Genomic DNA, 24,630 nt, shown 5'->3' on the forward strand with positions numbered 1-24,630 from the left:
CCGGCATCGTGTCGCTGCCGGAAGGCACGGAAATGGTTATGCCCGGCGACAACATCACGGTCGATGTCGAGCTGATCGTGCCGATCGCCATGGAAGAGAAGCTGCGCTTCGCCATCCGTGAAGGCGGCCGCACCGTCGGTGCCGGCATCGTCGTCACCATCAAAGAGTAATCGAGCCCGGCATCGCCGGATCGAAACGGATAGGGGCGGCCCTCGGGCCGCCCTTTTTCGTTGGCTAGATGTGCCTATTTGGGGTCCCAATCTCTGTTGCAAGTCTGTGAGCCTCTACAGTATAGATTGCGTTGAGGGCTTGGTCGGATGGTTCCACAGCACCGTTTGCATAGTCGGCCATGGTTGGCACTGGGGCTGATCTGCCTGGTGTCGATGCTTGCCGTGGGCAGCGCCGCCTTCGCGGCCGAGACAAAAAATTCAGAGCCGGATCCGGATCCGCCGATGCGGTTCGTCGTCGTGCGCAGCGGCGCGGCGGGCTGTGAGCCGACCTGTCCGGAATGGATATCGGCCGAGGGTGCCATATCGGCCAAGTCGCCGGCGCTGCTCAAGGCTGCCCTGAAAACGCTCGGCGGCCGCAAATTGCCGATCGTCATCAACTCTCCGGGCGGCGATGTCGATGCGGCCATCGCCATGGGCCGGATGATACGCAAGAACAAGCTCGACATCGCGGTCGGCAGGACCTGGTTCGTCGGCTGCGAGCCGGGGATGAAAAACTGCAAGGAGAACGACGCCAGAGGCGCGCACTATATCGGCAGCCCCTATGTGCTCGGCAGCTATTGCGCGTCCGCTTGTCCAATGATGCTGGCCGGCGGCACCAGGCGCCTGGTCGGGCCGCTGGCCTATCTCGGCGTCCACCAGATCACGACCACGATCGTGCAGATGAACGTGCAATATCAGGTCCGCTACCGGATCGTGAAAGGCAAGAAGCGGGTCATCAGCAAGAAGGTCGTCAGCCGCAAGAACACCGGCAGCTACAAGACCTACGAGATGAGCAAGGGGGTGGAGCGCAAGCTGTCCGCCTATTTCAAGGAGATGGGTGTCGACCTCAGCATCATCGAGACGATGAAGAGCACGCCGGCCAGCGACATCCAGCAGATCGACCTCAGCGACATGCTGACAATGAAGCTGGTCACCAGCGACGACGCTGCAGATTTGCTGACCAGCGCAAGCCTGTGCAGGCTGAACCTTCCGGCTCCGAATTGCCGGGAAATACCGGCGAACAAGCCAGCCGGCGGCCTGCCGGACGTGGCAAAGGCTGCGCCGCTGCCGGTGAAGCCGGAGAGCGCGCCGCACGATGACGGCATGCGCTTTGTCGTGGTTCGCGGCAGCAACCCGCTCTGCAATCCCGACTGCCCGGAATGGATTGCAGCGCAAGGCGCGATTACGCCCCAGACGCCGCAGAAACTCAGCCAATTGCTCGCCACGCTTGGCAACCGGCGGCTGCCGGTGGTGATCAGCTCGCGAGGCGGCGACCTCTCCGGCGCCCTGGCGGCGGGCCGGATCATCCATGAAAAGAAGCTCGACGTTGCCGTTGCCCGCACCGATTTCGTCGGCTGCGACCCGGCAGAGTGGAATTGCCTGGCCAGGGAAGGCGCCTATGCCGGGCTGAGCGTCGATGGCGACGGCGACTGCGATTCGGCCTGCGCGCTCATGCTGGCCGGTGGCGCCAGGCGGCTTGTCGGTACCCAGGCGCGGCTCAGCCTCTATCTGATGGGGCAGAAGCAGGCGGTCAAGTCCTACCTCGACGAGATGGCGATCAGCCCCGCTTTGTTCAGGGCGCTCCAGGGCAGTTCGGTCGAGCGCCAGCTCGAACCCGACATGATGCTGAAGGTTGGCCTGACGACCGGGCGCCAGTCGGTGGATGCGCTGACGGGTTCCAGCATCTGCAGATCGGCGCCGAAACCTGAGAATTGCCGCGTGGTGCCGTCGTCCAATGGCTGATCGCGCCTATCGTCATGGAAGAGAAGCCTTGCTTCGCCTTCCGTGAAGGCGGCCGCACCGTCGTGCCGGCGTCGTCATCACCATCGAGAAATAGTCGAGCCGGCGTCAGCCGGATCGACCAGGAGAGGGCGGTCTTTGGGGCTGCCTTTTTGTTTCCGGCGTTGCGCGGCACAAGTATTGCACGGTTGGTTCAAAACTATTGCAAGCACCGTCGCCGCAACTATTATGGATTGCATTGAGGGGTTTGCCGGGCGTGGTTTGGGGACACCGTTCAGACAATGCTGCAAGGTGGCGGCGCGGGCTGGTTCGGCTGGCGACGGTGGCCGCGATGGCGATGGCTGCCTTCGCCGCGAAGGCCGAGGATGCCGCCCCCGGGACATGGCAGACATTGCTCCCTCTGCAGGGAGTGCCCTATCCGACGAATGATCCGACGATATGGTCCGAGGATCGCTCGGAGATGAAGTTTGTCGTCGCGCGCAGCAACGCACCGGGCTGCGAGCCCAATTGTCCGGAGTGGATCTCCGCCGAAGGCGACATCGCAGCCGGGACGCCAGCCCTGCTCAAGCGCACCTTGAAGAAGCTTGGCAGCCACAAACTGCCCATCATCGTCAATTCCTTCGGTGGCAATGTCGAAGCCGCGCTCCAGCTTGGCCGGATAATCCGCAAAAACAAGCTCGATATCGCCATCGGCAAGACCGAGTTTCCCGATTGTTGGCCCGGGACAGAGGGTTGTGGCGCCGACTACGGCAAGGGCACGGCTTTTTTCGGCAGAGCGTCTGACGGTGCCAGCTGCAATTCCGCCTGTCCGCTAATGTTTGCCGGAGGCGTCCGGCGCGTCGCCGGCGGCTGGAACTATCTGGGTGTTCATCAGATCACCACCACCTGGTTCCCCTCCACAACGCACTACCGGACCACCTATCGCGTCAAACGGGGCAAAAAATATCGGGTCACCACGCAAACCGTCACTCCCGGTGAAAGCTACAAGACCTATGAGATGAGCAAGGGGTACGCGAGAAAGATCTCGGCCTATCTCCGAGAGATGGGTATCGGGCAGGGCGTGCTGGACTTGATGAAGGCGACGCCGGCCAGCGACATCAGGCAGATCGGCCTCCACGATATGCTGACGATGAAACTGGCCACCAGCACGGACACTCTGGACCTGTTTACCAGAGCAAGTTTGTGCATGTTCGACCCGCCGGCTCCGAACTGCCGGGAAATACCGGGAAACAAGCCAGCCGGCGGACAAACGCCCGTGGCCAAGCCGGCCGTGGTGGCTGCGATCAAGGCAAAGACCGGCCCCCCACTTTCTCAGGCGGCCAAGGCTCCAGCTCCCAAGCCGTTGCAGGCAGCGCCAGGGAATTCGACGCCAGATATGCGCTTCGTTGTCGTTCGCGGCAGAGACTCGCTCTGCAATCCCGATTGCCCGGAATGGATCTCGGCGGAAGGCGCGATGACGCCTCAGACCCCGCAAAAGTTGCGCCAGTTGCTCGACACCCTTGGCAACCGGCGGCTGCCGGTGGTGATCAGCTCACAGGGGGGCAGCCTGTTCAGCGCTCTGGCCGCGGGAAGGCTTATCCATGAACGGAAGCTCGACGTCGCCGTCGCTCGCACCACTATCGTCGGCTGCGACCCGCCCGAGGCAGGCTGCTTGGCCGATAACGGTGCCTATGTCGGGCTGATTAGCGATTTTGGAGTGGAGTGCGATTCGGCCTGCGCGCTCATGCTTGCCGCCGGCGCCAAAAGGCTGGTCGATCCCAAGGCGAGGCTCAGCATGTCCTCGAGGGGACAGACGCAGTTGGTTAAAGCCTACCTGGAGGAGATGGAGATGGACCCAGCTCTGTTCGCCGCGATAGGCTCGGTCGAGCGTCAGCTCGAGCCCGACATGATGCTCAAAGTCGGGCTGACAACCGGGCCGGAGTCGGTGGAGGCGCTAACTGGCCCCGCTATTTGCAAAACCTCACCCAAGCCCGACAACTGTTTGTTTCCGCCGACAGCCAAGGCCGAGTCGCCCGCCAAACTGTAGGCATCGCAGAAACTGGCCATCGAGCCAGGTTGAGCCATGCCCGATTTCTCCGCTATCGTCGTGGCAGGCGTCGCCCGGGGGAGGATCGAGAATGAGCCAGGATATCCCGACACTCTACGAATGGGCCGGCGGCATCGAAGCCCTCAACCGGCTGACGGAAACCTTTTACGACAAGGTGTCGCGCGACCCGGTGGTCGGCCCGGTGTTCAAACACATGTCGCCGGATCATCCCGCGCATGTCGCGGCCTTCATCGGCGAGGTTTTTGGCGGACCCAAGACCTACAGCGAACAGCATGGCGGCCATCGCGAGATGGTCATGCATCACTTGGGCAAGCATCTGACGGAGGAACAGCGCCGCCGCTGGATCAGCTTGCTTGCCGATGCCGCCGATGCGGTCGGGCTGCCGGACGATCCCGAATTCCGTTCCGCCTTCATGGGCTATGTCGAATGGGGGTCACGGCTTGCCAAGATGAATTCCACCCTCGGCGAGACCTGCGACCCGCAGACCGAACCGATGCCGGCCTGGGGCTGGGGCGTACCGGGCGGGCCGTACAAGCCGCCGGCCGGGGATTGAGCGCCGGCATGCGGCTTCAGGCAGGCGAAAAATCGAGATCGGCAGGGACGGGCTGGTCATCACCTATTCGGATTTCCGGCAAAGGATCTGAAAGCGCGTCAGACAACTCTTTACAGCGCGCCCGGAAGCTTTTAGGAAGCGCCTGCGCTGAAACGCGCGTACGGGCATAGCTCAGTTGGTAGAGCGGCGGTCTCCAAAACCGCAGGTCGTAGGTTCGAGCCCTGCTGCCCGTGCCATTTTCCTCGTTGGAATCCGGCATTTTAGAAACGCCTTGTTTTGGCTCCTCGTTTGGTTGGGCTGAAACCGCGTACTCGACGAGCGACGTTCCGAAGGCATGCGCAGAGCGAGAGCGCTGATGCGCAATGCCGAAGTCGGCGTATTTCCACGAACCAATTTCCTTGATTCAACTGCCATTGGCGAGCCAATTGCCATTTGCGTTCACAATTCAGAATAGGCCTATTTTGCTGCCGCCAGCTGCTTTTCAGCGGCTGCGAATTATTGGAAGCGGGATGCTGGCCTGGCTACTGGAATTTTTTTGAACAGGGCTCTTGAACCGGTTTTCAGCCCTTCCTAATTCGTTTCCCGCCGAGGCCGATTGGCTTGGCAAAAGGCGGCGCTGCTGGGCGGCGCCCTTGTACCCATGTTGCTTCAAGGAGGATGTGGCTATGAGAACCTTTGATACCCTCTATCGGACCACCGTCGGTTTCGACCGGCTTTTTGACATGCTCGACAGCGGCACGCGTCCAGACTGGCCGCCCTATAACATCGAGAAGGTCGACGAGAACGATTACCGTATCTCGATGGCCATCGCGGGCTTCAGCCAGGATGAGGTTGAGCTGACCCAGCATGGACCCGAACTGGTCGTGGTAGGCCAGAAGGCTGATGATCAGAGCGGACGCCAGCTGCTGCACCAGGGCATCGCCTATCGCAGTTTCAGGCAGACGTTCAAGCTTGCCGACCACATGAAGATCAAGGCAGCAAACCTTGAGAACGGTCTCCTGACCATCGACATCGTCCGTGAGATTCCCGAAGAGCTGAAGCCGCGCCGCATTAGCATCGGGGCCGGCGACGCCCAGGTGGGCAAGCAGATCGCCCAGGATACGGAACGCACCCGCAAAGCGGCCTGATCGTATCGATTCAGTTATCCCTGCGGTCCGCCTCCCGGCTTCGGCCGGGAGGCCCAGATTGCGGAGAATGGAGATGGACAACTTCTACGAGACACCGACACTTTCTGCGGCACGCTCGGGCAAAATTGAAACTTCTTTGTGCCTGCTCGACAATCCAGACAACGTCATCAACCATCCACGCCTCAGCAGTGGAGAAAAGCGGGCACTGCTTTCCTCGTGGGCGTCCGATGCCTGCGCGGTGGAAAACCAGCCTGCCTTGCGCCGCCTGGACAACGGCACGGTAATCCCTGTCGACCAGATTCTGAGTGCGTTGAAGGCTCTGGATGAGAAACCCACGCTGGGGAAAGAGACTTCAGGCCGGGTGCTGCCTTGGCGACCCTCCTCGCGCCGCAGCGTTCTCAAGGCTTGGCGGCGTCGGGGCCGTTCTTTCGGCCCCGACGATGACGACGACCCGCCCCCGTGCCCGGCAGTGATCGCGCCGCGCCCACGCCCACCATGCGGAATCGGCGCAGTGGCCGGGGTCGAACTCGCCTGTGCCTAACTAACCCTGGGTTGATCCAGCTGCCTCGGCATGGGCAGCTGGATTCCAATCTTGCGTGCGCTTCATTTGGTTTCCAAAACAGCAGGTCGCAGGTTCGTCCGCAACGCCATTTCCTCGAACTTGTAATCGCGTGCCTGATTTCCGGATCCACCTCCTGGAATTGGGGTCCGGCATTGAAAAAGGGCAGGTGGCTTGCCATATTGGGCGAACTGAGGCATAAGGCCTCGATAGCCGGGACGGGACGACTGGATGGTTCCGAGGCGGCGTTTGGTCATAAAGCGGACACTTGCCACTTGCGTGGATCAAGAATCGGTTTTATGTAGACACAACAGACACGCGACGCGTGGAGCTGGGAAGCCGGCTTTACGCGTCCGATTTGCATGGGCGAAATGGCGCTGATTCGGCGTCGACTTGAACCCAGGCGGCACGTCCCGGCCAGCGGGATCATCCAGGAGACCCGGCCAACGGGTCTTGAAGACAGAGCGGCATATGGCTTCGAAAACCACAAATCCTTTCGTCTTTCTCCAGCAGGTCCGCGCGGAAACTGCCAAGGTGACTTGGCCGTCGCGCCGGGAGACGATGATCTCGACGGTGATGGTGCTCGTATTCGCGGTCATCGCGATGATCTTTTTCTTCACCGCCGACGTGGCCATGGGCTACGCGATCGAGCGGTTACTGAGCCTCGGCCATTAAGTCCGGCGATTACGGAGAAGTCTTGAAATGACCGCGCGCTGGTACATCGTCCACGCCTATTCGAACTTCGAAAAGAAGGTCGCCGAGGACATTGAGAACAAGGCCAAGCAGAAGGGCCTGTCCGCCGATATCGAGCAGATCGTGGTGCCGACCGAGAAGGTCGTCGAAATCCGCCGCGGCCGCAAGGTCGATGCCGAGCGCAAGTTCTTTCCGGGCTATGTGCTGCTCAAGGCCAATCTGACCGATGCGGTGTTCTCGCTGGTCAAGAACACGCCGAAGGTCACCGGCTTCCTCGGTGACTCCAAGCCGGTGCCGATCACCGAAGCCGAGGCGCAGCGCATCCTGAACCAGGTTCAGGAAGGCGTCGAGCGGCCGAAGCCCTCGGTCACTTTCGAGATCGGCGAGGCGATCCGCGTTTCGGATGGTCCGTTCGCCTCGTTCAACGGTTTCGTCCAGGAAGTGGACGAGGAGCGGGCGCGGCTCAAGGTGGAAGTTTCGATCTTCGGGCGCGCCGTGCCGGTCGATCTGGAATTCGGACAGGTCGAAAAGGGCTGATCCGAAAACCCTGCGCCGGTTCGCCGGCAAGGGGAGGCGGCGCGGAAAGCGCGCGGCCATGAACGGGTGGGAGGCGAATGCGGCTTTAGCCGGCCGCGCGGACCGCACCACCAGACTGCAACCGCCGGTGTTCCCGATACTGGGGCCGGCATGAGATAAAGGCAGGAAAGAGATGGCTAAGAAAATTGCAGGCCAGCTCAAGCTCCAGGTCAAAGCGGGATCGGCTACGCCGTCTCCGCCGATCGGCCCGGCACTTGGTCAGCGCGGCATCAACATCATGGAATTCTGCAAGGCGTTCAACGCGCAGACCCAGGAAATGGAAAAGGGATCGCCGATCCCGGTCGTCATCACCTATTACCAGGACAAGTCCTTCACCTTCGTCATGAAGACGCCGCCGGTGAGCTACTTCCTGAAAAAGGCGGCGAACTTGACTTCGGGTTCGAAAGAGCCGGGCAAGATCAAGGCCGGCACGATCGGTCGCGACAAGGTGCGCGCCATCGCCGAACAGAAGATGAAGGATCTGAACGCAAACGACGTCGAGGCGGCCATGCGCATGGTCGAGGGCTCCGCCCGCTCGATGGGTCTGGAAGTGGTGGGCTGAGATCATGGCAAAGATTGCAAAGCGTGTATCGAAGTCCCGCGACGGCATCGACCCCAACAAGGCCTATGCCCTTGGTGAGGCGCTGAAGCTGCTCAAGGACCGTTCGACGGTGAAGTTCGACGAGACCATCGAAGTTGCGATGAACCTCGGCGTCGACCCGCGCCATGCCGACCAGATGGTCCGCGGCGTGGTCAACCTGCCGAACGGCACCGGCCGCTCTGTCCGCGTCGCCGTGTTCGCACGTGGCGGCAAGGCCGATGAGGCTCGCGCCGCCGGCGCCGACATCGTCGGTGCCGAGGATCTGGTCGACATCGTCCAGAAGGGCACGATCGACTTCGATCGCTGCATCGCCACGCCGGACATGATGCCGCTGGTCGGCCGTCTGGGCAAGGTGCTGGGCCCGCGCGGCATGATGCCGAACCCGAAGGTCGGCACCGTCACCACCGACGTCGCCGCCGCCGTCAAGGCATCGAAGGGCGGCGCTGTCGAGTTCCGCGTCGAGAAGGCCGGCATCGTTCATGCCGGCGTCGGCAAGGTCTCGTTCGACGTCAAGGCGCTGGAAGAAAACGTCCGCGCCTTCGCCGATGCCGTGACCAAGGCAAAGCCGGCTGGCGCCAAGGGCAACTACGTCAAGAAGGTGTCGGTCACCTCGACGATGGGCCCGGGCCTCAAGCTCGACGTCTCGACGCTCGCAGCGTCTTGATACGAACATCTGGATCGGCTGCCAAGGCGCTGATCCGCAAGTGAATTCCGGGCCTCCGACTTGTCGGCGGCCCGGTACCGGAAGTCGAGAGGCTTCCGGACATCCTGTCCGAGATTGCAGGCGGCCCAGAAGCCTTAATTGAACTAGGCCTGCATGAGACGGGTGAAAACCGGACAACGGAGCGACAAGCTCCAATGAAAGGTTCGAACCGTGTTTGCCTTTTGTCTGCGCATCTCCGGCTTGCCGTCGATGTGGCGAAAGGGGGCAGGATCCTCGAGCGTCGTTCGGGAGATCTGTAATGGATGGCCCGGCCGGCAAAAAGGCAACCCGACGCCTGTCCCACTAGCGGGGCAGGGGTCAACTGGAGATAGGCAGTGGACAGAGCGGAAAAACGCGAACTCGTCACGGGCCTGAATGGTGCCTTTGCAGGCGCTGGTTCAGTCGTCGTGGCCCACTACGCCGGTATCACCGTCGCGCAAATGAACGACCTTCGGTCGAAAATGCGCGCTGCCGGTGGCACCGTCAAAGTCGCGAAGAACCGTCTCGCCAAAATCGCTCTTCAGGGCACGGACTCCGCATCGATCATCGACCTGTTCAAGGGACAGACGCTGATCGCTTATTCGGAGGATCCGATTGCGGCGCCGAAGGTCGCGTCCGATTTCGCCAAGGGAAATGACAAGTTGGTCATTCTCGGCGGCGCAATGGGCACCACCTCGCTCAACGCCGACGGTGTGAAGGCACTCGCCACACTTCCGTCGCTCGATGAGTTGCGCGCCAGGCTGGTTGGCATGATCGCCACGCCGGCAACCCGGATCGCCCAGATCGTCAATGCGCCAGCGGCTTCGGTCGCGCGCGTCATCGGCGCTTACGCCCGGAAGGACGAGGCGGCATGAGGCCGTTCCTCGCTATCACAAACACACGTTCGAACCTGATGAAGGAATACAACAATGGCTGATCTGGCAAAGATCGTAGACGACCTTTCGAAGCTGACCGTCCTCGAGGCGGCCGAGCTGTCGAAGCTTCTGGAAGAAAAGTGGGGCGTTTCGGCTGCTGCTCCGGTGGCGGTTGCCGCTGCCGGCGGCGCTGCCGCTGCTGCTGCTCCGGCTGAGGAAAAGACGGAATTCGACGTCGTCCTCACCGAGGCAGGCGCTCAGAAGATCAACGTCATCAAGGAAGTCCGCGCCATCACCGGCCTGGGCCTCAAGGAAGCCAAGGATCTGGTCGAAGCAGCTCCGAAGCCGGTCAAGGAAGCCGTTTCCAAGGCTGACGCTGAGAAGTTCAAGGCCCAGCTGGAAGCAGCCGGCGCCAAGGTCGACCTGAAGTAAGCGTAAAAGCGGCGGGCGGCCTCGCGCCGTCCGCCACTCCCTTCATCAGAGGGGAGGATGCGTAGCGCGAGATGTACGAGAACCTCTTTCCTGAGGGCCGAAACCGGCCTTCAGGAAACGGGTTTTCTCCCGTTTTAGCCGTCGCCGCCAGGCGGCGGGAAACAGATCAGGGGCCGCCGCCGAGGTGGCCGCGCATGCAAGGTGAGCCGCGGCGAGGCTCGCCCCGAGTTTATAGCTAAGGAGCGACGATGGCCCAGACCCAGACTTTCAATGGCCGCAGACGCGTACGCAAGTTCTTCGGAAAGATTCCGGAAGTTGCGGAGATGCCGAACCTGATCGAGGTTCAAAAAGCATCCTATGACCAGTTCCTAATGGTGGCGGAGCCCAAGGGTGGGCGTCCGGACGAGGGACTGCAGGCCGTTTTCAAGTCGGTTTTCCCGATCTCCGATTTCTCCGGCTCCTCGATGCTGGAGTTCGTGAAGTACGAGTTCGAAGGACCGAAATTCGACGTTGACGAATGCCGTCAGCGCGACCTGACCTATGCCGCGCCACTCAAGGTGACGCTGCGCCTCATCGTGTTCGATATCGACGAGGATACCGGCGCAAAGTCGATCAAGGACATCAAGGAGCAGGACGTCTATATGGGCGACATGCCGCTCATGACGCTCAACGGCACCTTCATCGTTAACGGCACCGAGCGCGTCATCGTCTCGCAGATGCACCGTTCGCCGGGCGTCTTCTTCGACCATGACAAGGGCAAGTCGCACTCCTCGGGCAAGCTTCTGTTTGCTGCACGCGTCATTCCCTATCGCGGTTCGTGGCTCGACATCGAATTCGATTCCAAGGACGTCGTGCACGCTCGCATCGACCGCCGCCGCAAGATTCCGGTGACGTCGCTCTTGATGGCGCTCGGCATGGACGGCGAAGAGATCCTGTCGACCTTCTACAACAAGATCACCTACAAGCGCGCCGGCGACCACTGGCGCATCCCGTTCAACGTCGAGCGTTTCCGCGGCCTCAAGGCCGTTGGCGACCTCGTCGATGCCGATACCGGCGAAGTTGTCGTTGAGGCCGGCAAGAAGATCACCGCCCGCCAGGCAAGAGCGCTTGGCGAAAAGGGTCTGAAGGCGATCAAGGCGACCGACGAGGATCTGCTCGGCAATTACCTGGCAGAGGACATCGTCAACTACGGCACCGGGGAGATTTTCCTCGAAGCCGGCGACGAGATTGACGAAAAGACGCTGAAGGTGCTGCTCGGCACGGGCGAAAGCGAGATCAAGGTTCTCGACATCGACCACGTCAATGTCGGCGCCTACATCCGCAATACGCTCAACGTCGACAAGAACGAGAGCCGCCAGGACGCACTGTTCGACATCTACCGTGTCATGCGCCCGGGCGAGCCGCCGACGCTTGAAACCGCCGAAGCCATGTTCAACTCGCTGTTCTTCGACTCGGAGCGCTACGACCTGTCGGCCGTCGGCCGCGTCAAGATGAACATGCGCCTCGAGCTCAAGGCTGAGGATACCGTGCGCGTGCTGCGCAAGGACGACATCCTGGCCGTGGTCAAGACGCTGGTCGAGCTGCGCGACGGCAAGGGCGAGATCGACGACATCGACAATCTCGGCAACCGCCGCGTGCGTTCTGTCGGCGAGCTGATGGAGAACCAATACCGCGTTGGCCTGCTGCGCATGGAGCGCGCGATCAAGGAACGTATGTCCTCGATCGAGATCGATACGGTGATGCCGCAGGACCTGATCAACGCCAAGCCGGCGGCTGCCGCCGTGCGCGAGTTCTTCGGTTCCTCGCAGCTGTCGCAGTTCATGGATCAGACCAACCCGCTGTCGGAGATCACCCACAAGCGCCGCCTGTCGGCACTTGGCCCGGGCGGTCTGACCCGCGAGCGCGCCGGCTTCGAAGTGCGCGACGTGCACCCGACGCATTACGGCCGCATCTGCCCGATCGAGACGCCGGAAGGCCCGAACATCGGTCTGATCAACTCGCTGGCGACCTTCGCGCGCGTCAACAAGTACGGCTTCATCGAAAGCCCGTACCGCAAGATCGTCAACGGCAAGCTGACCAATGAGGTCGTCTATCTCTCCGCTATGGAAGAGTCCAAGCACCACGTCGCGCAGGCCAATGCCGAGCTCGACAAGAATGGTGGTTTCGTCGACGAATTCGTCATTTGCCGCAGCGCCGGCGAAGTGATGATGGCGCCGCGCGAAAACGTCGATCTGATGGACGTGTCGCCCAAGCAGATGGTGTCCGTGGCCGCGGCGCTGATCCCGTTCCTCGAGAACGACGACGCCAACCGCGCGCTGATGGGCTCCAACATGCAGCGTCAGGCCGTGCCGCTGGTGCGCGCCGAAGCGCCGTTCGTCGGCACCGGCATGGAGCCGATCGTTGCCCGTGACTCGGGTGCCGCCATCGGCGCCCGCCGCGGCGGCATCGTCGACCAGGTGGACGCGACGCGTATCGTCATCCGCGCCACGGAAGATCTCGATCCCGGCAAGTCTGGCGTCGACATCTACCGGCTGATGAAGTTCCAGCGTTCGAACCAGAACACCTGCATCAACCAGCGTCCGCTGGTGCGCATGGGCGACCGCGTCAACAAGGGCGACATCATCGCCGACGGTCCGTCGACCGAGCTCGGCGATCTGGCGCTCGGCCGCAACGTGCTGGTCGCGTTCATGCCGTGGAACGGCTACAACTACGAGGACTCGATCCTGCTCTCCGAGCGCATCGTGGCCGACGACGTCTTCACCTCGATCCACATCGAGGAATTCGAGGTCATGGCCCGCGACACCAAGCTTGGACCGGAGGAAATCACACGCGACATTCCGAACGTTTCGGAAGAAGCGCTGAAGAACCTCGACGAAGCCGGCATCGTCTATATCGGCGCGGAAGTGCAGCCGGGCGACATCCTGGTCGGCAAGATCACGCCGAAGGGCGAAAGCCCGATGACGCCGGAAGAAAAGCTCCTGCGCGCCATCTTCGGTGAAAAGGCGTCCGACGTTCGCGACACCTCGATGCGCATGCCTCCGGGCACCTTCGGCACCGTCGTCGAAGTGCGCGTCTTCAACCGCCACGGCGTCGAGAAGGACGAGCGCGCCATGGCGATCGAACGCGAGGAGATCGAACGCCTCGCCAAGGACCGCGACGACGAGCAGGCGATCCTCGACCGCAACGTCTATTCGCGCCTTTCCGACGTTCTCGTCGGCAAGGAAGCGATTGCCGGGCCGAAGGGCTTCAAGAAGGGCTCGAAGCTGTCGAAGGACACGCTTGACGAGTATCCACGTTCGCAGTGGTGGCAGTTTGCGGTGGAGAACGAAAAGCTCCAGAGCGAACTGGAAGCCCTGCGTGGCCAGTACGACGATTCCAAGAAGGCGCTCGAGCAGCGCTTCATGGACAAGGTCGAGAAGGTCCAGCGCGGCGACGAAATGCCTCCGGGCGTCATGAAGATGGTCAAGGTCTTCGTGGCCGTGAAGCGCAAGATGCAGCCGGGCGACAAGATGGCGGGACGTCACGGCAACAAGGGTGTCGTGTCGCGCATCGTTCCGGTCGAGGACATGCCTTTCCTCGAGGACGGCACGCATGCCGATATCGTGCTCAACCCGCTGGGTGTGCCGAGCCGCATGAATGTCGGCCAGATCCTGGAAACGCATCTGGGCTGGGCATGCGCGGGCATGGGCAAGAAGATCGGCGAGCTGATCGACGCGTACAAGACGGCTGGAGACATCAAGCCGTTGCGCAAGACGCTTGAGAGCTTCATCCCAGCCAACGACCGCAACGAGCCGGTCCGCGAATATGACGACGAGAGCATCGTTCGCCTCAGCGAGCAGATGCGCCGCGGCGTCTCTATCGCGACACCGGTGTTCGACGGCGCGCATGAAGTCGACATCAACATCATGCTGGAGCAGGCGGGCCTGCACACCAGCGGTCAGTCGCAGCTCTATGACGGACGCACCGGCGAGCCGTTCGATCGCAAGGTGACGATGGGCTATATCTATATGCTCAAGCTTCACCACCTGGTGGACGACAAGATCCACGCGCGTTCGATCGGTCCGTACTCGCTCGTTACCCAGCAGCCGCTGGGCGGCAAGGCGCAGTTCGGTGGCCAGCGCTTCGGCGAAATGGAGGTCTGGGCGCTGGAAGCCTATGGCGCCGCCTACACGCTGCAGGAAATGCTGACGGTGAAGTCGGACGATGTCGCCGGCCGCACCAAGGTCTACGAGGCGATCGTGCGCGGCGACGACACGTTCGAGGCCGGCATTCCCGAGAGCTTCAACGTGCTCGTCAAGGAAATGCGGTCTCTCGGCCTCAATGTCGAGCTGGAGAATACCAAGCTCGACGACAACCCTGTCCGGCTGCCAGATGCTGCCGAATAGGGGCGCGGCCGAGTAAGCAAGACATCCGGTCGCGGAACGCCGCGACCGGATGCAACAAATTCTACGGCCAGTGGGTCGACCACTCAGCGGGCATTTGGCCCGCGTTAGATGCAAGGGGTTTTCGAGGACCCCGAAAAGGAGAACGGCATGAACCAAGAGGTCATGAATCTCTTCAATCCGCAGGCGCCGGCGCAGGTGTTCGATTCCATCCGGATATCGCTCGCCAGCCCTGAGAAGATTCTGTCCTGGTCGTTCGGCGAGATCAAGAAGCCGGAGACCATCAACTACCGCACCTTCAAGCCGGAGCGTGACGGTCTGTTCTGCGCGCGCATTTTTGGCCCGATCAAGGACTATGAATGCCTGTGCGGCAAGTACAAGCGCATGAAGTACAAGGGCGTCATCTGCGAAAAGTGCGGCGTCGAAGTCACGCTGTCGCGCGTTCGCCGCGAACGCATGGGCCACATCGAGCTGGCGGCACCTGTCGCTCACATCTGGTTCCTGAAGTCGCTGCCGTCGCGCATCGGCACACTGCTCGACATGACGCTGAAGGACATCGAGCGCGTCCTCTACTTCGAGAACTACATCGTCACCGAGCCTGGCCTCACCGCGCTGAAGGAGCACCAGCTGCTCAGCGAGGAAGAGTACATGATCGCCGTCGACGAATATGGCGAGGATTCGTTCACCGCCATGATCGGTGCCGAGGCCATTCATGACCTTCTGGCCGGCATGGACCTGGAGAAGATCGCCGGCGACCTGCGTTCGGAACTGGCTTCGACCACGTCCGAGCTGAAGCAGAAGAAGTATCTGAAGCGGCTCAAGGTCGTCGAGAACTTCATGGAGTCCGGCAACCGTCCGGAATGGATGATCATGAAGGTGGTTCCGGTGATCCCGCCGGACCTGCGCCCGCTGGTTCCTCTGGATGGTGGACGTTTCGCGACGTCCGACCTGAACGATCTCTATCGCCGCGTCATCAACCGCAACAACCGTCTGAAGCGGCTGATCGAGCTGCGCGCCCCCGGCATCATCGTGCGCAATGAAAAGCGCATGCTGCAGGAAGCCGTCGATGCGCTGTTCGACAACGGCCGTCGCGGCCGCGTCATCACTGGCGCCAACAAGCGTCCGCTGAAGTCGCTGTCCGACATGTTGAAGGGCAAGCAGGGCCGGTTCCGCCAGAACCTGCTCGGCAAGCGCGTCGACTATTCGGGCCGTTCGGTCATCGTCACCGGTCCGGAGCTCAAGCTGCACCAGTGCGGCCTGCCGAAGAAGATGGCGCTCGAACTGTTCAAGCCGTTCATCTACGCCCGCCTCGACGCCAAGGGGTTCTCCTCGACCGTCAAGCAGGCCAAGAAGCTGGTCGAGAAGGAGCGTCCGGAAGTCTGGGATATCCTCGACGAGGTCATCCGCGAGCATCCGGTGCTCTTGAACCGTGCACCGACGCTGCACCGCCTCGGCATCCAGGCGTTCGAGCCGATCCTGATCGAAGGCAAGGCGATCCAGCTGCATCCGCTGGTCTGCACGGCCTTCAACGCCGACTTCGACGGCGACCAGATGGCCGTTCACGTGCCGCTCTCGTTGGAAGCGCAGCTTGAAGCCCGCGTGCTGATGATGTCGACCAACAACATCCTGCACCCGGCTTCCGGGGCGCCGATCATCGTGCCTTCGCAGGACATGGTCCTGGGTCTCTACTATCTCTCGATCGTCAATCAGAACGAGCCGGGCGAAGGCATGGTGTTTGCCGACATGGGCGAACTCCAGCACGCGCTCGAGACCAAGGCGGTGACGCTGCACTCCAAGATCAAGGGTCGTTTCCGCACGGTCGACGCCGAAGGCAAGGTCGTGTCGAAAATCTACGACACCACGCCTGGCCGCATGATCATCGGCGAGCTGCTGCCGAAGAACGTCAATGTGCCTTACGAGACGGCCAACCAGGAGATGACCAAGAAGAACATCTCCAAGATGATCGACACCGTCTACCGCCACTGCGGTCAGAAGGAGACGGTCATTTTCTGCGACCGCATCATGGCCCTCGGCTTCAGCCACGCCTGCCGCGCCGGCATTTCGTTCGGCAAGGACGACATGCTGATCCCGGACGCCAAGATCAAGCTGGTTTCCGACACCGAGGCTTTGGCCAAGGAATACGAGCAGCAGTACAATGACGGCCTGATCACGCAGGGCGAGAAGTACAACAAGGTCGTCGACGCCTGGGCCAAGTGCTCGGAAAAGGTCGCCGACGAGATGATGGCCCGCATCAAGGCCGTCGAGTTCGAGGACAGTGGCCGTCAAAAGCCGATGAACTCGATCTACATGATGTCGCATTCGGGTGCGCGTGGTTCGCCCACCCAGATGCGTCAGCTCGCCGGCATGCGCGGCCTGATGGCAAAGCCCTCGGGTGAAATCATCGAGACGCCGATCATCTCGAACTTCAAGGAAGGCCTGACCGTGCTCGAGTACTTCAACTCGACCCACGGCGCCCGCAAGGGTCTGGCCGACACCGCCTTGAAGACGGCGAACTCGGGTTACCTCACCCGTCGTCTGGTCGACGTGGCGCAGGACTGCATCGTCAACTCCGTGGATTGCGGCACCGACAAGGGCCTCACCATGCAGCCGATCGTCGATGCCGGTCAGGTCGTCGCTTCGGTCGGCCAGCGCGTGCTGGGCCGCACCTCGCTCGACGACATCACGCATCCGGTTTCGGGTGAGGTTCTGGTCAAGGCCGGAACGCTGATGGACGAACGTGACGTGGAAAAGATCGAAAAGGCCGGCGTGCAGTCGGTCCGCATTCGCTCGGCACTGACCTGCGAGGTCAGGATCGGCGTCTGTGCGGTCTGCTACGGACGCGATCTTGCCCGCGGCACCCCGGTCAACCAGGGCGAAGCCGTCGGCGTCATCGCGGCGCAGTCGATCGGCGAGCCGGGCACCCAGCTCACCATGCGTACCTTCCACATGGGCGGTACGGCGCAGGTGGTGGACAGCTCGTTCCTTGAAGCCTCGTATGAGGGCAAGGTCGAGATCCGCAACCGCAACGTGGTGCGCAACTCGGACGGCCAGCAGATGGTCATGGGCCGCAACATGGCGGTGCTGATCCTCGACGAAGCCGGCAAGGAGCGTGCCTCGCATCGCCTTACCTATGGTTCGCGCATCTTCGTGGACGATGGCGACAAGGTGAAGCGCGGCCAGCGTATCGCCGAATGGGATCCCTATACCCGCCCCGTCCTCACCGAAATCGAGGGCAAGGTGTCGTACGAGGATCTGGTCGACGGCATTTCCGTTCAGGAAACGGCCGACGAATCGACCGGCATCACCAAGCGCGAGGTCATCGACTGGCGCTCGACGCCACGCGGCAACGACCTCAAGCCGGCGATCGCCATCCTTGACCCGAAGGGCAAGGTCGGCAAGCTGTCGAAGGGCGGCGACGCCCGCTTCCTGCTCTCGGTCGAGGCCATTCTTTCGGTCGAGCCGGGTTCGCAGGTTCGTCCCGGCGACGTTTTGGCGCGTATCCCGATGGAAAGCGCCAAGACCAAGGACATCACCGGCGGTCTGCCGCGTGTTGCCGAACTGTTCGAGGCACGTCGTCCGAAGGATCACGCCATCATCGCCGAGATCGATGGCACGATCCGCTTCGGCCGCGACTACAAGAACAAGCGCCGCATCATCATCGAGCCGCATGACTCGACGCTTGAGCCGGTCGAATACCTGATCCCGAAGGGCAAGCCGTTCCATCTCCAGGACGGCGACGTCATCGAGAAGGGCGACTACATCCTCGACGGCAATCCGGCGCCGCACGACATCCTGGCGATCAAGGGCGTGGAAGCACTTGCTTCCTACCTCGTGAACGAAATCCAGGAAGTCTACCGTCTGCAGGGCGTGTCGATCAATGACAAGCACATCGAGGTGATCGTTCGCCAGATGCTGCAGAAGGTCGAGATCACGGTGCAGGGCGACTCGACCTACATTCCGGGCGACCACGTCGACGTGATCGAACTGGAAGAGGTCAACGAGCGCCTGGTCGAGGACGGCAAGAAGCCGGCCGAAGGCCAGCCGGTGCTGCTGGGCATCACCAAGGCCTCGCTGCAGACGCCGTCCTTCATCTCGGCCGCCTCCTTCCAGGAGACGACCAGGGTGCTGACCGAAGCTGCGGTTGCCGGCAAGACCGACATGCTGCAGGGCCTGAAGGAAAACGTCATCGTCGGCCGGCTGATCCCGGCCGGTACCGGCGGCACGATGAGCCAGATCCGGCGCATCGCCACCTCGCGCGACGAACTGATCATCGACGAGCGCCGCAAGGCCTCCGGTGTCGAGGTCGCCGAGCCGATGCTGACCGACATGGTCAACGCCGCGCAGTAAGCGCGGCAGGACGAGAAGAAGGAAAGGGGCCCAAGTGGCCCCTTTTCGCGTTTTGACCCCTAATCGGATCGAGGAAGACATGAGCAAGAAGGTATGGACTGACGTCGACGACTACATCGTTTCCTCTCTCTTCGAGGCGGATCCCATCCTCGAAGCGGTGCTTGCGGCCAACCGCGACCAGGGCCTGCCGGCCATCGACGTATCGCCGGCGCAGGGCAAGCTGCTGTCGCTGCTGGTCCGCATCAGCGGCGCCAGGAAGGTGCTGGAGATCGGCACGCTTGGCGGCTACTCGACCATCTGGATGGCAAGGGGATTGCCCATCGGCGGCAAGATCGTGACGCTCGAACTCGAGCCGCATCATGCAAAAGTCGCGCACTCGAATCTCGAGCGGGCAGGGGTGTCGGACAAGGTCGAGCTCAGGATCGGCCCCGCGCTTCAGTCGCTTGAGACGCTGGCTGCCGAAAATGCCGGTCCGTTCGATCTGATCTTCATCGACGCGGACAAGCCGAACAACCCGAATTATCTGTCATGGGCCATGCGCCTGTCGCGGCCGGGGACGGTCATCATCTGCGACAACGTCATCCGCGACGGCACCGTGCTCAACGACGATGGCCGTGATGCCTATGTCGAAGGCGCACGCGGTGCGTTTTCCTTCATCGGCGGCGACAAGCGCCTGGACGGCACCGCCATCCAGACCGTCGGCGCCAAAGGCTATGACGGGTTTGCGATTGCGATCGTCGAGTAAGGCTGCATGGCGAGTGTCCAGACTGCGGTCCGGCAGAACTCACCGCTCAATCGAAGAACGCTTCCACCACATTGCGCTTGCCGAGCATGAAGGCGTCGGCCACGTGCTGCAGGGGTGCCAAATCGACATCGGAGACGCCGTCGCGTACGATTTCAGCGAAGCGCCGGTAAAGCTGGGGATATTCGGCCTCCGGCTCGTCGTGAACCACCTTGCCGTCGATGGCGAGCTTGGTGCCGCCTCCGGACAGCACCATCTTGCCCTTGTCGGTGTCGGCCAGGATGTCCCAGCTCTGTGGTCCTGTCTGCAGCCAGTCGAGTTCCATCGTGATCGGCAAACCGTCCGAGGTGCGGAAGTTGACGTGGGCCGCGACAGGTGAGGCGCGGTTTTCGGGAAAGTCGAGCACCGCCGAGGTGATGAACATCGCCGGCAGGATGTGGGTCACGATCGACAGCGCGTTTATGCCGGGATCGAAGACGCCGAATCCGCCCGGCGCCCAGATCCAGTCCTGGTTCGGGTGCCAGCGGCGGACGTCTTCTTTCCAGACGATTGCCGCCGAGCTGATTTTGGCTGATTTCAGAAAAGTCCGCGCGGCTTCCACCGCCGGCGCGTAGCGCGAATGCCAGCTGGCGAACAGGGTGACTCCATTGGCGTCCGCCAGCCGCTTCAGGTCCTCGACCTCGCTGACGGTGGCGCCCGGCGGCTTTTCCAGGAAGACATGCTTTTTTGCCATCAACGCGGTGCGAGCCGCGTCGTAGCGGAATTGCGGCGGCATGCAGAGCGACACGGCCTCGAGGTCTGGCACCCCGTCGAGCATTGCTTCGATGGTTGGGAAGTTGGGGATGTTTTCCACCTTGCCGTGCCGGCTGGCGGCGGCGATCAGGCGGTAATCTGCATCCTTGGCCACCGCCGGCAGATGCTGGTCGCGCACGATCTTGCCCACGCCGACGATGCCGAGCTTGATGGGGTCATTGTTCGAAGGCATGGGAACTCCGCGGGCAGGAACTTTGGTTCTTGGATTTTGTCAGGTTCTTAGCAGAGAACCGGTGCCGGGCAAGCCGGCGTGGTGACAGGTGCGAGCCGTCAGCGCACCTGCGACTCAGAGCGGAACTTCGAATGTCACGATCGACACTTCGCCTTCGAGCGCGCCCTGGAAGGCGGACAGATGCGGCTCATCGTCCGGTACGCCTTCCATATCGCCGATCTGGTCGAGCTCTGCCTCGGCATAGCCTTCGGCGGCGAGCGATTCGAGAGCGCGGCGCACGGCCGAATCGTCATCGGGTGCAACCAGCATCACATGCACGCCTTCGGGCTTGCCGCCCTTCTTTTTCCAGACGCGGCCGGTGATGATAGTCACCGGGCGCTCCTCATTGTCGTTCACGGGCTGATTCCTCTTGAGACTCGGGCGGGCGAGGGGTTTCGGGCTGTCCATGCCGCCTTTTGCCATGAAGCGCCGGTGCAGGACAGCCAAAAGCCGGTCACTTTCGTGCCTGACCGGTTACTTTCTTCCTTGCCATTGCAAAACGGCGAAAGAAAATTACATGCGGTTTTCGCATGGCTGCCACGCCCGGTTTGGCGCGCAATATTTGGCGTGCCGGGGTTGACGGTTCACGGTCTTGCGAGTAGAAGCCGCCCAGTCAGAACCGATGTGAGGCTCTCCCTTCCGAAGCGACACGCTTTGGAGTTTGCCTCAAACAGGGTTCGTTTTACGAGCGAAAAGACATTTCCGGCGCGCATGAAGCGGTTCCCGCTTCCTCTGCATTTTGTTCGGGCAGGACCGCGAGGCGCGGTTTATGGCCCGAATTTGCGTATGGAATTGGCGCTTTGAGCGGCCCTGACCGGGCGAGACACGGAATTGAGAGACAAGAGGGTTTAATGCCTACCGTCAACCAGCTGATCCGCAAGCCGCGCATTGCGCCGGTGAAGCGCAACAAGGTCCCGGCCATGCAGCAGAACCCGCAGAAGCGGGGCGTCTGCACGCGCGTCTATACAACGACGCCGAAGAAGCCGAACTCGGCACTGCGCAAGGTGGCCAAGATCCGCCTGACCAACGGCTTTGAAGTGATCGGCTACATCCCCGGCGAAGGCCACAACCTTCAGGAACACTCCGTGGTCATGATCCGCGGCGGCCGCGTCAAGGATCTTCCGGGCGTGCGCTACCACATCATCCGCGGCGTGCTCGACACGCAGGGCGTGAAGAACCGCAAGCAGCGCCGTTCGAAGTACGGCGCCAAGCGTCCGAAGTAAGGGGCGTCCGAAGTAAGATTTTCCGGCCCTGGCGCTGCTTGAATGCGTCGGGCTACGAGATTGAGAGACAAAAGCCATGTCGCGTCGTCACAGTGCAGAAAAGCGTGAGATCAATCCGGACCCGAAGTTCGGCGATCTGATCGTCACCAAGTTCATGAACGCCGTCATGTATGACGGCAAGAAGTCGGTTGCCGAGACCATCGTCTACGGTGCGCTCGACCAGGTTCAGTCGAAGACCAAGCAGGAGCCGGTCACCGTCTTCCATCAGGCGCTCGACAATGTCGCGCCGCATGTGGAAGTCCGGTCGCGCCGCGTCGGCGGCGCTACCTACCAGGTTCCGGTCGATGTGCGCCCCGAGCGCCGCCAGGCCCTGGCGATCCGCTGGCTGATCGCCGCGGCCCGCAACCGCAACGAGACCACCATGGTCGACCGCCTCTCCGGCGAGCTGATGGACGCGGCTAACAACCGCGGCACCGCCGTGAAGAAGCGTGAAGACACCCACAAGATGGCTGAAGCCAACCGCGCTTTCGCACACTACCGCTGGTAAAGCGCGAACGAGACTGAGAAGGCATCCAAGATGGCCCGCGAATACAAAATCGAAGACTACCGCAATTTCGGTATCATGGCGCATATTGACGCCGGCAAGACGACGACCACCGAGCGCGTCCTCTATTACACGGGCAAGTCGCACAAGATCGGCGAAGTCCACGACGGCGCTGCCACCATGGATTGGATGGAGCAGGAGCAGGAGCGCGGCATCACCATCACGTCCGCCGCCACCACGACCTTCTGGAAGGGTCGCAGCGGCAAGATGTACCGCTTCAACATCATCGACACTCCCGGACACGTCGACTTCACCATCGAAGTCGAGCGTTCGCTGCGCGTGCTCGACGGCGCCATTGCGCTGCTCGATGCCAATGCCGGTGTCGAGCCGCAGACGGAAACCGTCTGGCGCCAGGCCGACAAGTATAAAGTTCCGCGGATGATCTTCTGCAACAAGATGGACAAGATCGGCGCCGACTTCTACCGCTCGGTCGAGATGATCGGCTCGCGTCTTGGTGCGCATGCCGTCGTCATGCAACTGCCGATCGGCGCTGAGACCGAGTTCAAGGGTGTCGTCGATCTCGTCGAGATGAACGCGCTGGTCTGGCGCGACGAGACGCTGGGCGCTGCCTGGGACGTCGTCGAGATCCCGGCCGACCTGCAGGCCCGTGCCGAAGAATACCGCGAGAAGATGATCGAAGCCGCTGTCGAAATGGACGAGACGGCACTCGAGAATTACCTCGAAGGCAAGATGCCGTCGAATGACGAGATCCGCGCGCTGATCCGCAAGGGCACCATCGCGGTCAAGTTCTACCCGATGTTCTGTGGCTCGGCCTTCAAGAACAAGGGCGTGCAGCCGCTGCTCGACGCCGTCGTCGAATACCTGCCGTCGCCGGCCGATGTTCCCGCCATCAAGGGCGTCGACGCCAAGACCGACGCCGAGATCGAGCGTCATGCCGACGACAACGAGCCGCTGTCGATGCTGGCCTTCAAGATCATGAACGACCCGTTTGTCGGTTCGCTGACCTTTGCCCGCATCTATTCGGGCAAACTGACCAAGGGCATCTCGGTCGATAACACCGTCAAGGGCAAGAAAGAGCGCATCGGCCGCATGCTGCAGATGCATGCGAATTCGCGCGCCGACGTCGAAGAAGCCTTTGCCGGCGACATCGTTGCTCTGGCTGGCCTCAAGGACACGACCACCGGCGACACGCTCAGCGATCCGCTGCACCCGGTCATCCTCGAGCGCATGGAATTCCCCGATCCGGTCATCCAGATCGCCATCGAGCCGAAGACCAAGAACGACCAGGAAAAGATGGGCCTCGCCCTTCACCGCCTGGCCGCCGAGGATCCGTCCTTCCGCGTCAAGACCGACGAGGAAAGCGGCCAGACCATCATTTCGGGCATGGGCGAGCTTCACCTCGACATCATCGTCGACCGCATGCGCCGCGAGTTCAAGGTCGAGGCCAATGTCGGCGCGCCGCAGGTGGCTTACCGCGAGACGATCACCCGCAGGCACGAGCAGGACTACACCCACAAGAAGCAGACCGGCGGTACCGGTCAGTTCGCCCGCGTCAAGATCGTGTTCGAACCGAACCCGGAAAGCTCGGAGTTCGAGTTCGAGACCAAGATTGTCGGCGGTGCGGTTCCCAAGGAATACATCCCGGGTGTCGAAAAGGGCATCAACAGCGTCATGTCGTCGGGTCCGTTCGCGGGCTTCCCGATGATCGGCGTCAAGGCGACGCTTATCGACGGCGCTTACCACGATGTGGACTCCAGCGTTCTGGCGTTCGAAATCGCCGGCCGCGCCTGCTTCCGTGAAGCTGCACCCAAGCTTGGCGTGCAACTGCTCGAGCCGATCATGAAGGTCGAAGTCGTGACGCCGGAAGACTATGTCGGCAGCGTCATCGGCGACCTGAACGGCCGTCGTGGCCAGATCCAGGGCCAGGAAGCGCGTGGCGTGGCTGTCGTCATCAACGCGATGGTGCCGCTGGCCAACATGTTCAAGTACGTCGACAACCTGCGCTCGATGAGCCAGGGCCGCGCTGCCTACACGATGCAGTTCGATCACTATGAGCCTGTGCCGACCGCGGTCGCCCAGGAAGTCCAGAAGAAATACGCGTAACCCCAGCGGGTTGCATCGGTAACTTAATTCAAGGCCCGTACGGGCGAGCAGATTGGAGACATCACATGGCAAAAGGTAAATTCGAGCGTAACAAGCCTCATGTGAACATTGGCACGATTGGCCACGTCGATCATGGCAAGACGTCGCTGA

General features: G+C 61.9%; 20 protein-coding genes and 1 tRNA gene. 19 read left to right on the plus strand and 2 right to left on the minus strand.

Annotated features, from left to right (window positions below):
• The 16 genes from NKJ77_RS31195 to NKJ77_RS31270 form a co-directional block, all read left to right on the plus strand.
• On the plus strand, positions 1-170 hold a 170-nt coding region (locus tag NKJ77_RS31195), incomplete at its 5' end, for an EF-Tu C-terminal domain-related protein (RefSeq protein ID WP_502904436.1).
• A 282-nt stretch (positions 171-452) separates the two neighbouring features.
• Positions 453-1,952: a COG3904 family protein gene (locus tag NKJ77_RS31200; RefSeq protein ID WP_348524408.1), complete on the plus strand. Its 1,500-nt coding sequence runs from the start codon at positions 453-455 to the stop codon at positions 1,950-1,952.
• A gap of 328 nt (positions 1,953-2,280) precedes the next feature.
• Complete coding sequence (locus NKJ77_RS31205; RefSeq protein WP_348524409.1) at positions 2,281-3,975, plus strand: COG3904 family protein; 1,695 nt, start codon at positions 2,281-2,283, stop codon at positions 3,973-3,975.
• Positions 3,976-4,066: 91 nt separating this feature from the next.
• A complete protein-coding gene (locus NKJ77_RS31210) occupies positions 4,067-4,549 on the plus strand; it encodes a group II truncated hemoglobin (RefSeq protein WP_023667442.1) in 483 nt (160 codons plus the stop codon).
• Positions 4,550-4,709: 160 nt separating this feature from the next.
• Positions 4,710-4,785 (plus strand) — tRNA-Trp (locus tag NKJ77_RS31215).
• Positions 4,786-5,214: 429 nt separating this feature from the next.
• A complete protein-coding gene (locus tag NKJ77_RS31220; protein WP_352536286.1) occupies positions 5,215-5,676 on the plus strand; it encodes an Hsp20 family protein in 462 nt (153 codons plus the stop codon).
• A 73-nt stretch (positions 5,677-5,749) separates the two neighbouring features.
• The gene (locus tag NKJ77_RS31225; protein ID WP_023731757.1) at positions 5,750-6,217 is read left to right on the plus strand and encodes a hypothetical protein; all 468 of its coding nucleotides are present in this window, start codon (positions 5,750-5,752) and stop codon (positions 6,215-6,217) included.
• A 489-nt stretch (positions 6,218-6,706) separates the two neighbouring features.
• Positions 6,707-6,910 (plus strand): preprotein translocase subunit SecE, encoded by a 204-nt coding sequence (gene secE / locus NKJ77_RS31230; RefSeq protein ID WP_023667439.1) that lies wholly within the window; start codon positions 6,707-6,709, stop codon positions 6,908-6,910.
• 27 nt (positions 6,911-6,937) lie between these two features.
• Positions 6,938-7,465: a transcription termination/antitermination protein NusG gene (gene nusG / locus NKJ77_RS31235; RefSeq protein WP_006333333.1), complete on the plus strand. Its 528-nt coding sequence runs from the start codon at positions 6,938-6,940 to the stop codon at positions 7,463-7,465.
• 172 nt (positions 7,466-7,637) lie between these two features.
• Complete coding sequence (gene rplK, locus NKJ77_RS31240; protein WP_006333334.1) at positions 7,638-8,066, plus strand: 50S ribosomal protein L11; 429 nt, start codon at positions 7,638-7,640, stop codon at positions 8,064-8,066.
• Between the two features lie 4 nt (positions 8,067-8,070).
• Positions 8,071-8,769, plus strand: a complete 699-nt coding sequence (gene rplA, locus NKJ77_RS31245; protein WP_023667438.1) for a 50S ribosomal protein L1 — start codon at positions 8,071-8,073, stop codon at positions 8,767-8,769.
• 374 nt (positions 8,770-9,143) lie between these two features.
• Entirely contained in the window at positions 9,144-9,662 is a 519-nt protein-coding gene (gene rplJ / locus NKJ77_RS31250; RefSeq protein WP_023667437.1) for a 50S ribosomal protein L10, read from the plus strand.
• Between the two features lie 54 nt (positions 9,663-9,716).
• Complete coding sequence (rplL, locus tag NKJ77_RS31255; protein ID WP_023667436.1) at positions 9,717-10,094, plus strand: 50S ribosomal protein L7/L12; 378 nt, start codon at positions 9,717-9,719, stop codon at positions 10,092-10,094.
• 248 nt (positions 10,095-10,342) lie between these two features.
• The gene (gene rpoB / locus NKJ77_RS31260) at positions 10,343-14,479 is read left to right on the plus strand and encodes a DNA-directed RNA polymerase subunit beta (RefSeq protein ID WP_023686024.1); all 4,137 of its coding nucleotides are present in this window, start codon (positions 10,343-10,345) and stop codon (positions 14,477-14,479) included.
• A gap of 147 nt (positions 14,480-14,626) precedes the next feature.
• Positions 14,627-18,823 (plus strand): DNA-directed RNA polymerase subunit beta', encoded by a 4,197-nt coding sequence (gene rpoC / locus NKJ77_RS31265; RefSeq protein ID WP_023667434.1) that lies wholly within the window; start codon positions 14,627-14,629, stop codon positions 18,821-18,823.
• A 79-nt stretch (positions 18,824-18,902) separates the two neighbouring features.
• Positions 18,903-19,568: an O-methyltransferase gene (locus NKJ77_RS31270; RefSeq protein ID WP_352536285.1), complete on the plus strand. Its 666-nt coding sequence runs from the start codon at positions 18,903-18,905 to the stop codon at positions 19,566-19,568.
• 46 nt (positions 19,569-19,614) lie between these two features.
• Here NKJ77_RS31270 and NKJ77_RS31275 read toward each other — a convergent pair whose 3' ends face one another.
• Complete coding sequence (locus NKJ77_RS31275) at positions 19,615-20,550, minus strand: Gfo/Idh/MocA family protein (protein ID WP_023829546.1); 936 nt, start codon at positions 20,548-20,550, stop codon at positions 19,615-19,617.
• 114 nt (positions 20,551-20,664) lie between these two features.
• Positions 20,665-20,946: a transcriptional regulator gene (locus tag NKJ77_RS31280; protein ID WP_023829547.1), complete on the minus strand. Its 282-nt coding sequence runs from the start codon at positions 20,944-20,946 to the stop codon at positions 20,665-20,667.
• A 494-nt stretch (positions 20,947-21,440) separates the two neighbouring features.
• On the opposite strand from NKJ77_RS31280, the gene rpsL reads away from it, so the two are divergent.
• The 3 genes from rpsL (at position 21,441) to fusA (ending at position 24,480) form a co-directional block, all read left to right on the plus strand.
• Positions 21,441-21,812 carry a 30S ribosomal protein S12 gene (rpsL, locus tag NKJ77_RS31285; RefSeq protein ID WP_006333356.1) on the plus strand — a complete coding sequence of 124 codons (372 nt, stop codon included), beginning with the start codon at positions 21,441-21,443 and terminating at the stop codon, positions 21,810-21,812.
• A gap of 76 nt (positions 21,813-21,888) precedes the next feature.
• Positions 21,889-22,359, plus strand: coding sequence for a 30S ribosomal protein S7 (rpsG, locus tag NKJ77_RS31290; RefSeq protein WP_008875664.1), 471 nt, complete (start codon positions 21,889-21,891; stop codon positions 22,357-22,359).
• 30 nt (positions 22,360-22,389) lie between these two features.
• Positions 22,390-24,480: an elongation factor G gene (fusA, locus tag NKJ77_RS31295; protein WP_023667430.1), complete on the plus strand. Its 2,091-nt coding sequence runs from the start codon at positions 22,390-22,392 to the stop codon at positions 24,478-24,480.
• Positions 24,481-24,630 lie beyond the last annotated feature (150 nt).

It is taken from the genome of Mesorhizobium sp. M0052, assembly GCF_040323255.1.
Classification (GTDB): Bacteria; Pseudomonadota; Alphaproteobacteria; order Rhizobiales; family Rhizobiaceae; genus Mesorhizobium.

What these genes read in the sequence shown, in the direction of transcription:
- NKJ77_RS31200 (WP_348524408.1), top strand. Translation starts at nt 453, where the DNA reads ATGCGGTTCGTCGTCGTGCGCAGCGGCGCGGCGGGCTGTGAGCCGACC.
- rplK (WP_006333334.1), top strand. Translation starts at nt 7,638, where the DNA reads ATGGCTAAGAAAATTGCAGGCCAGCTCAAGCTCCAGGTCAAAGCGGGA.
- NKJ77_RS31210 (WP_023667442.1), top strand. Translation starts at nt 4,067, where the DNA reads ATGAGCCAGGATATCCCGACACTCTACGAATGGGCCGGCGGCATCGAA.
- nusG (WP_006333333.1), top strand. Translation starts at nt 6,938, where the DNA reads ATGACCGCGCGCTGGTACATCGTCCACGCCTATTCGAACTTCGAAAAG.
- rpoB (WP_023686024.1), top strand. Translation starts at nt 10,343, where the DNA reads ATGGCCCAGACCCAGACTTTCAATGGCCGCAGACGCGTACGCAAGTTC.
- rpsL (WP_006333356.1), top strand. Translation starts at nt 21,441, where the DNA reads ATGCCTACCGTCAACCAGCTGATCCGCAAGCCGCGCATTGCGCCGGTG.
- rpsG (WP_008875664.1), top strand. Translation starts at nt 21,889, where the DNA reads ATGTCGCGTCGTCACAGTGCAGAAAAGCGTGAGATCAATCCGGACCCG.
- NKJ77_RS31205 (WP_348524409.1), top strand. Translation starts at nt 2,281, where the DNA reads ATGGCGATGGCTGCCTTCGCCGCGAAGGCCGAGGATGCCGCCCCCGGG.
- NKJ77_RS31275 (WP_023829546.1), bottom strand. Translation starts at nt 20,550, where the DNA reads ATGCCTTCGAACAATGACCCCATCAAGCTCGGCATCGTCGGCGTGGGC.
- rpoC (WP_023667434.1), top strand. Translation starts at nt 14,627, where the DNA reads ATGAACCAAGAGGTCATGAATCTCTTCAATCCGCAGGCGCCGGCGCAG.
- rplA (WP_023667438.1), top strand. Translation starts at nt 8,071, where the DNA reads ATGGCAAAGATTGCAAAGCGTGTATCGAAGTCCCGCGACGGCATCGAC.
- NKJ77_RS31220 (WP_352536286.1), top strand. Translation starts at nt 5,215, where the DNA reads ATGAGAACCTTTGATACCCTCTATCGGACCACCGTCGGTTTCGACCGG.
- NKJ77_RS31270 (WP_352536285.1), top strand. Translation starts at nt 18,903, where the DNA reads ATGAGCAAGAAGGTATGGACTGACGTCGACGACTACATCGTTTCCTCT.
- rplL (WP_023667436.1), top strand. Translation starts at nt 9,717, where the DNA reads ATGGCTGATCTGGCAAAGATCGTAGACGACCTTTCGAAGCTGACCGTC.
- NKJ77_RS31225 (WP_023731757.1), top strand. Translation starts at nt 5,750, where the DNA reads ATGGACAACTTCTACGAGACACCGACACTTTCTGCGGCACGCTCGGGC.
- secE (WP_023667439.1), top strand. Translation starts at nt 6,707, where the DNA reads ATGGCTTCGAAAACCACAAATCCTTTCGTCTTTCTCCAGCAGGTCCGC.
- fusA (WP_023667430.1), top strand. Translation starts at nt 22,390, where the DNA reads ATGGCCCGCGAATACAAAATCGAAGACTACCGCAATTTCGGTATCATG.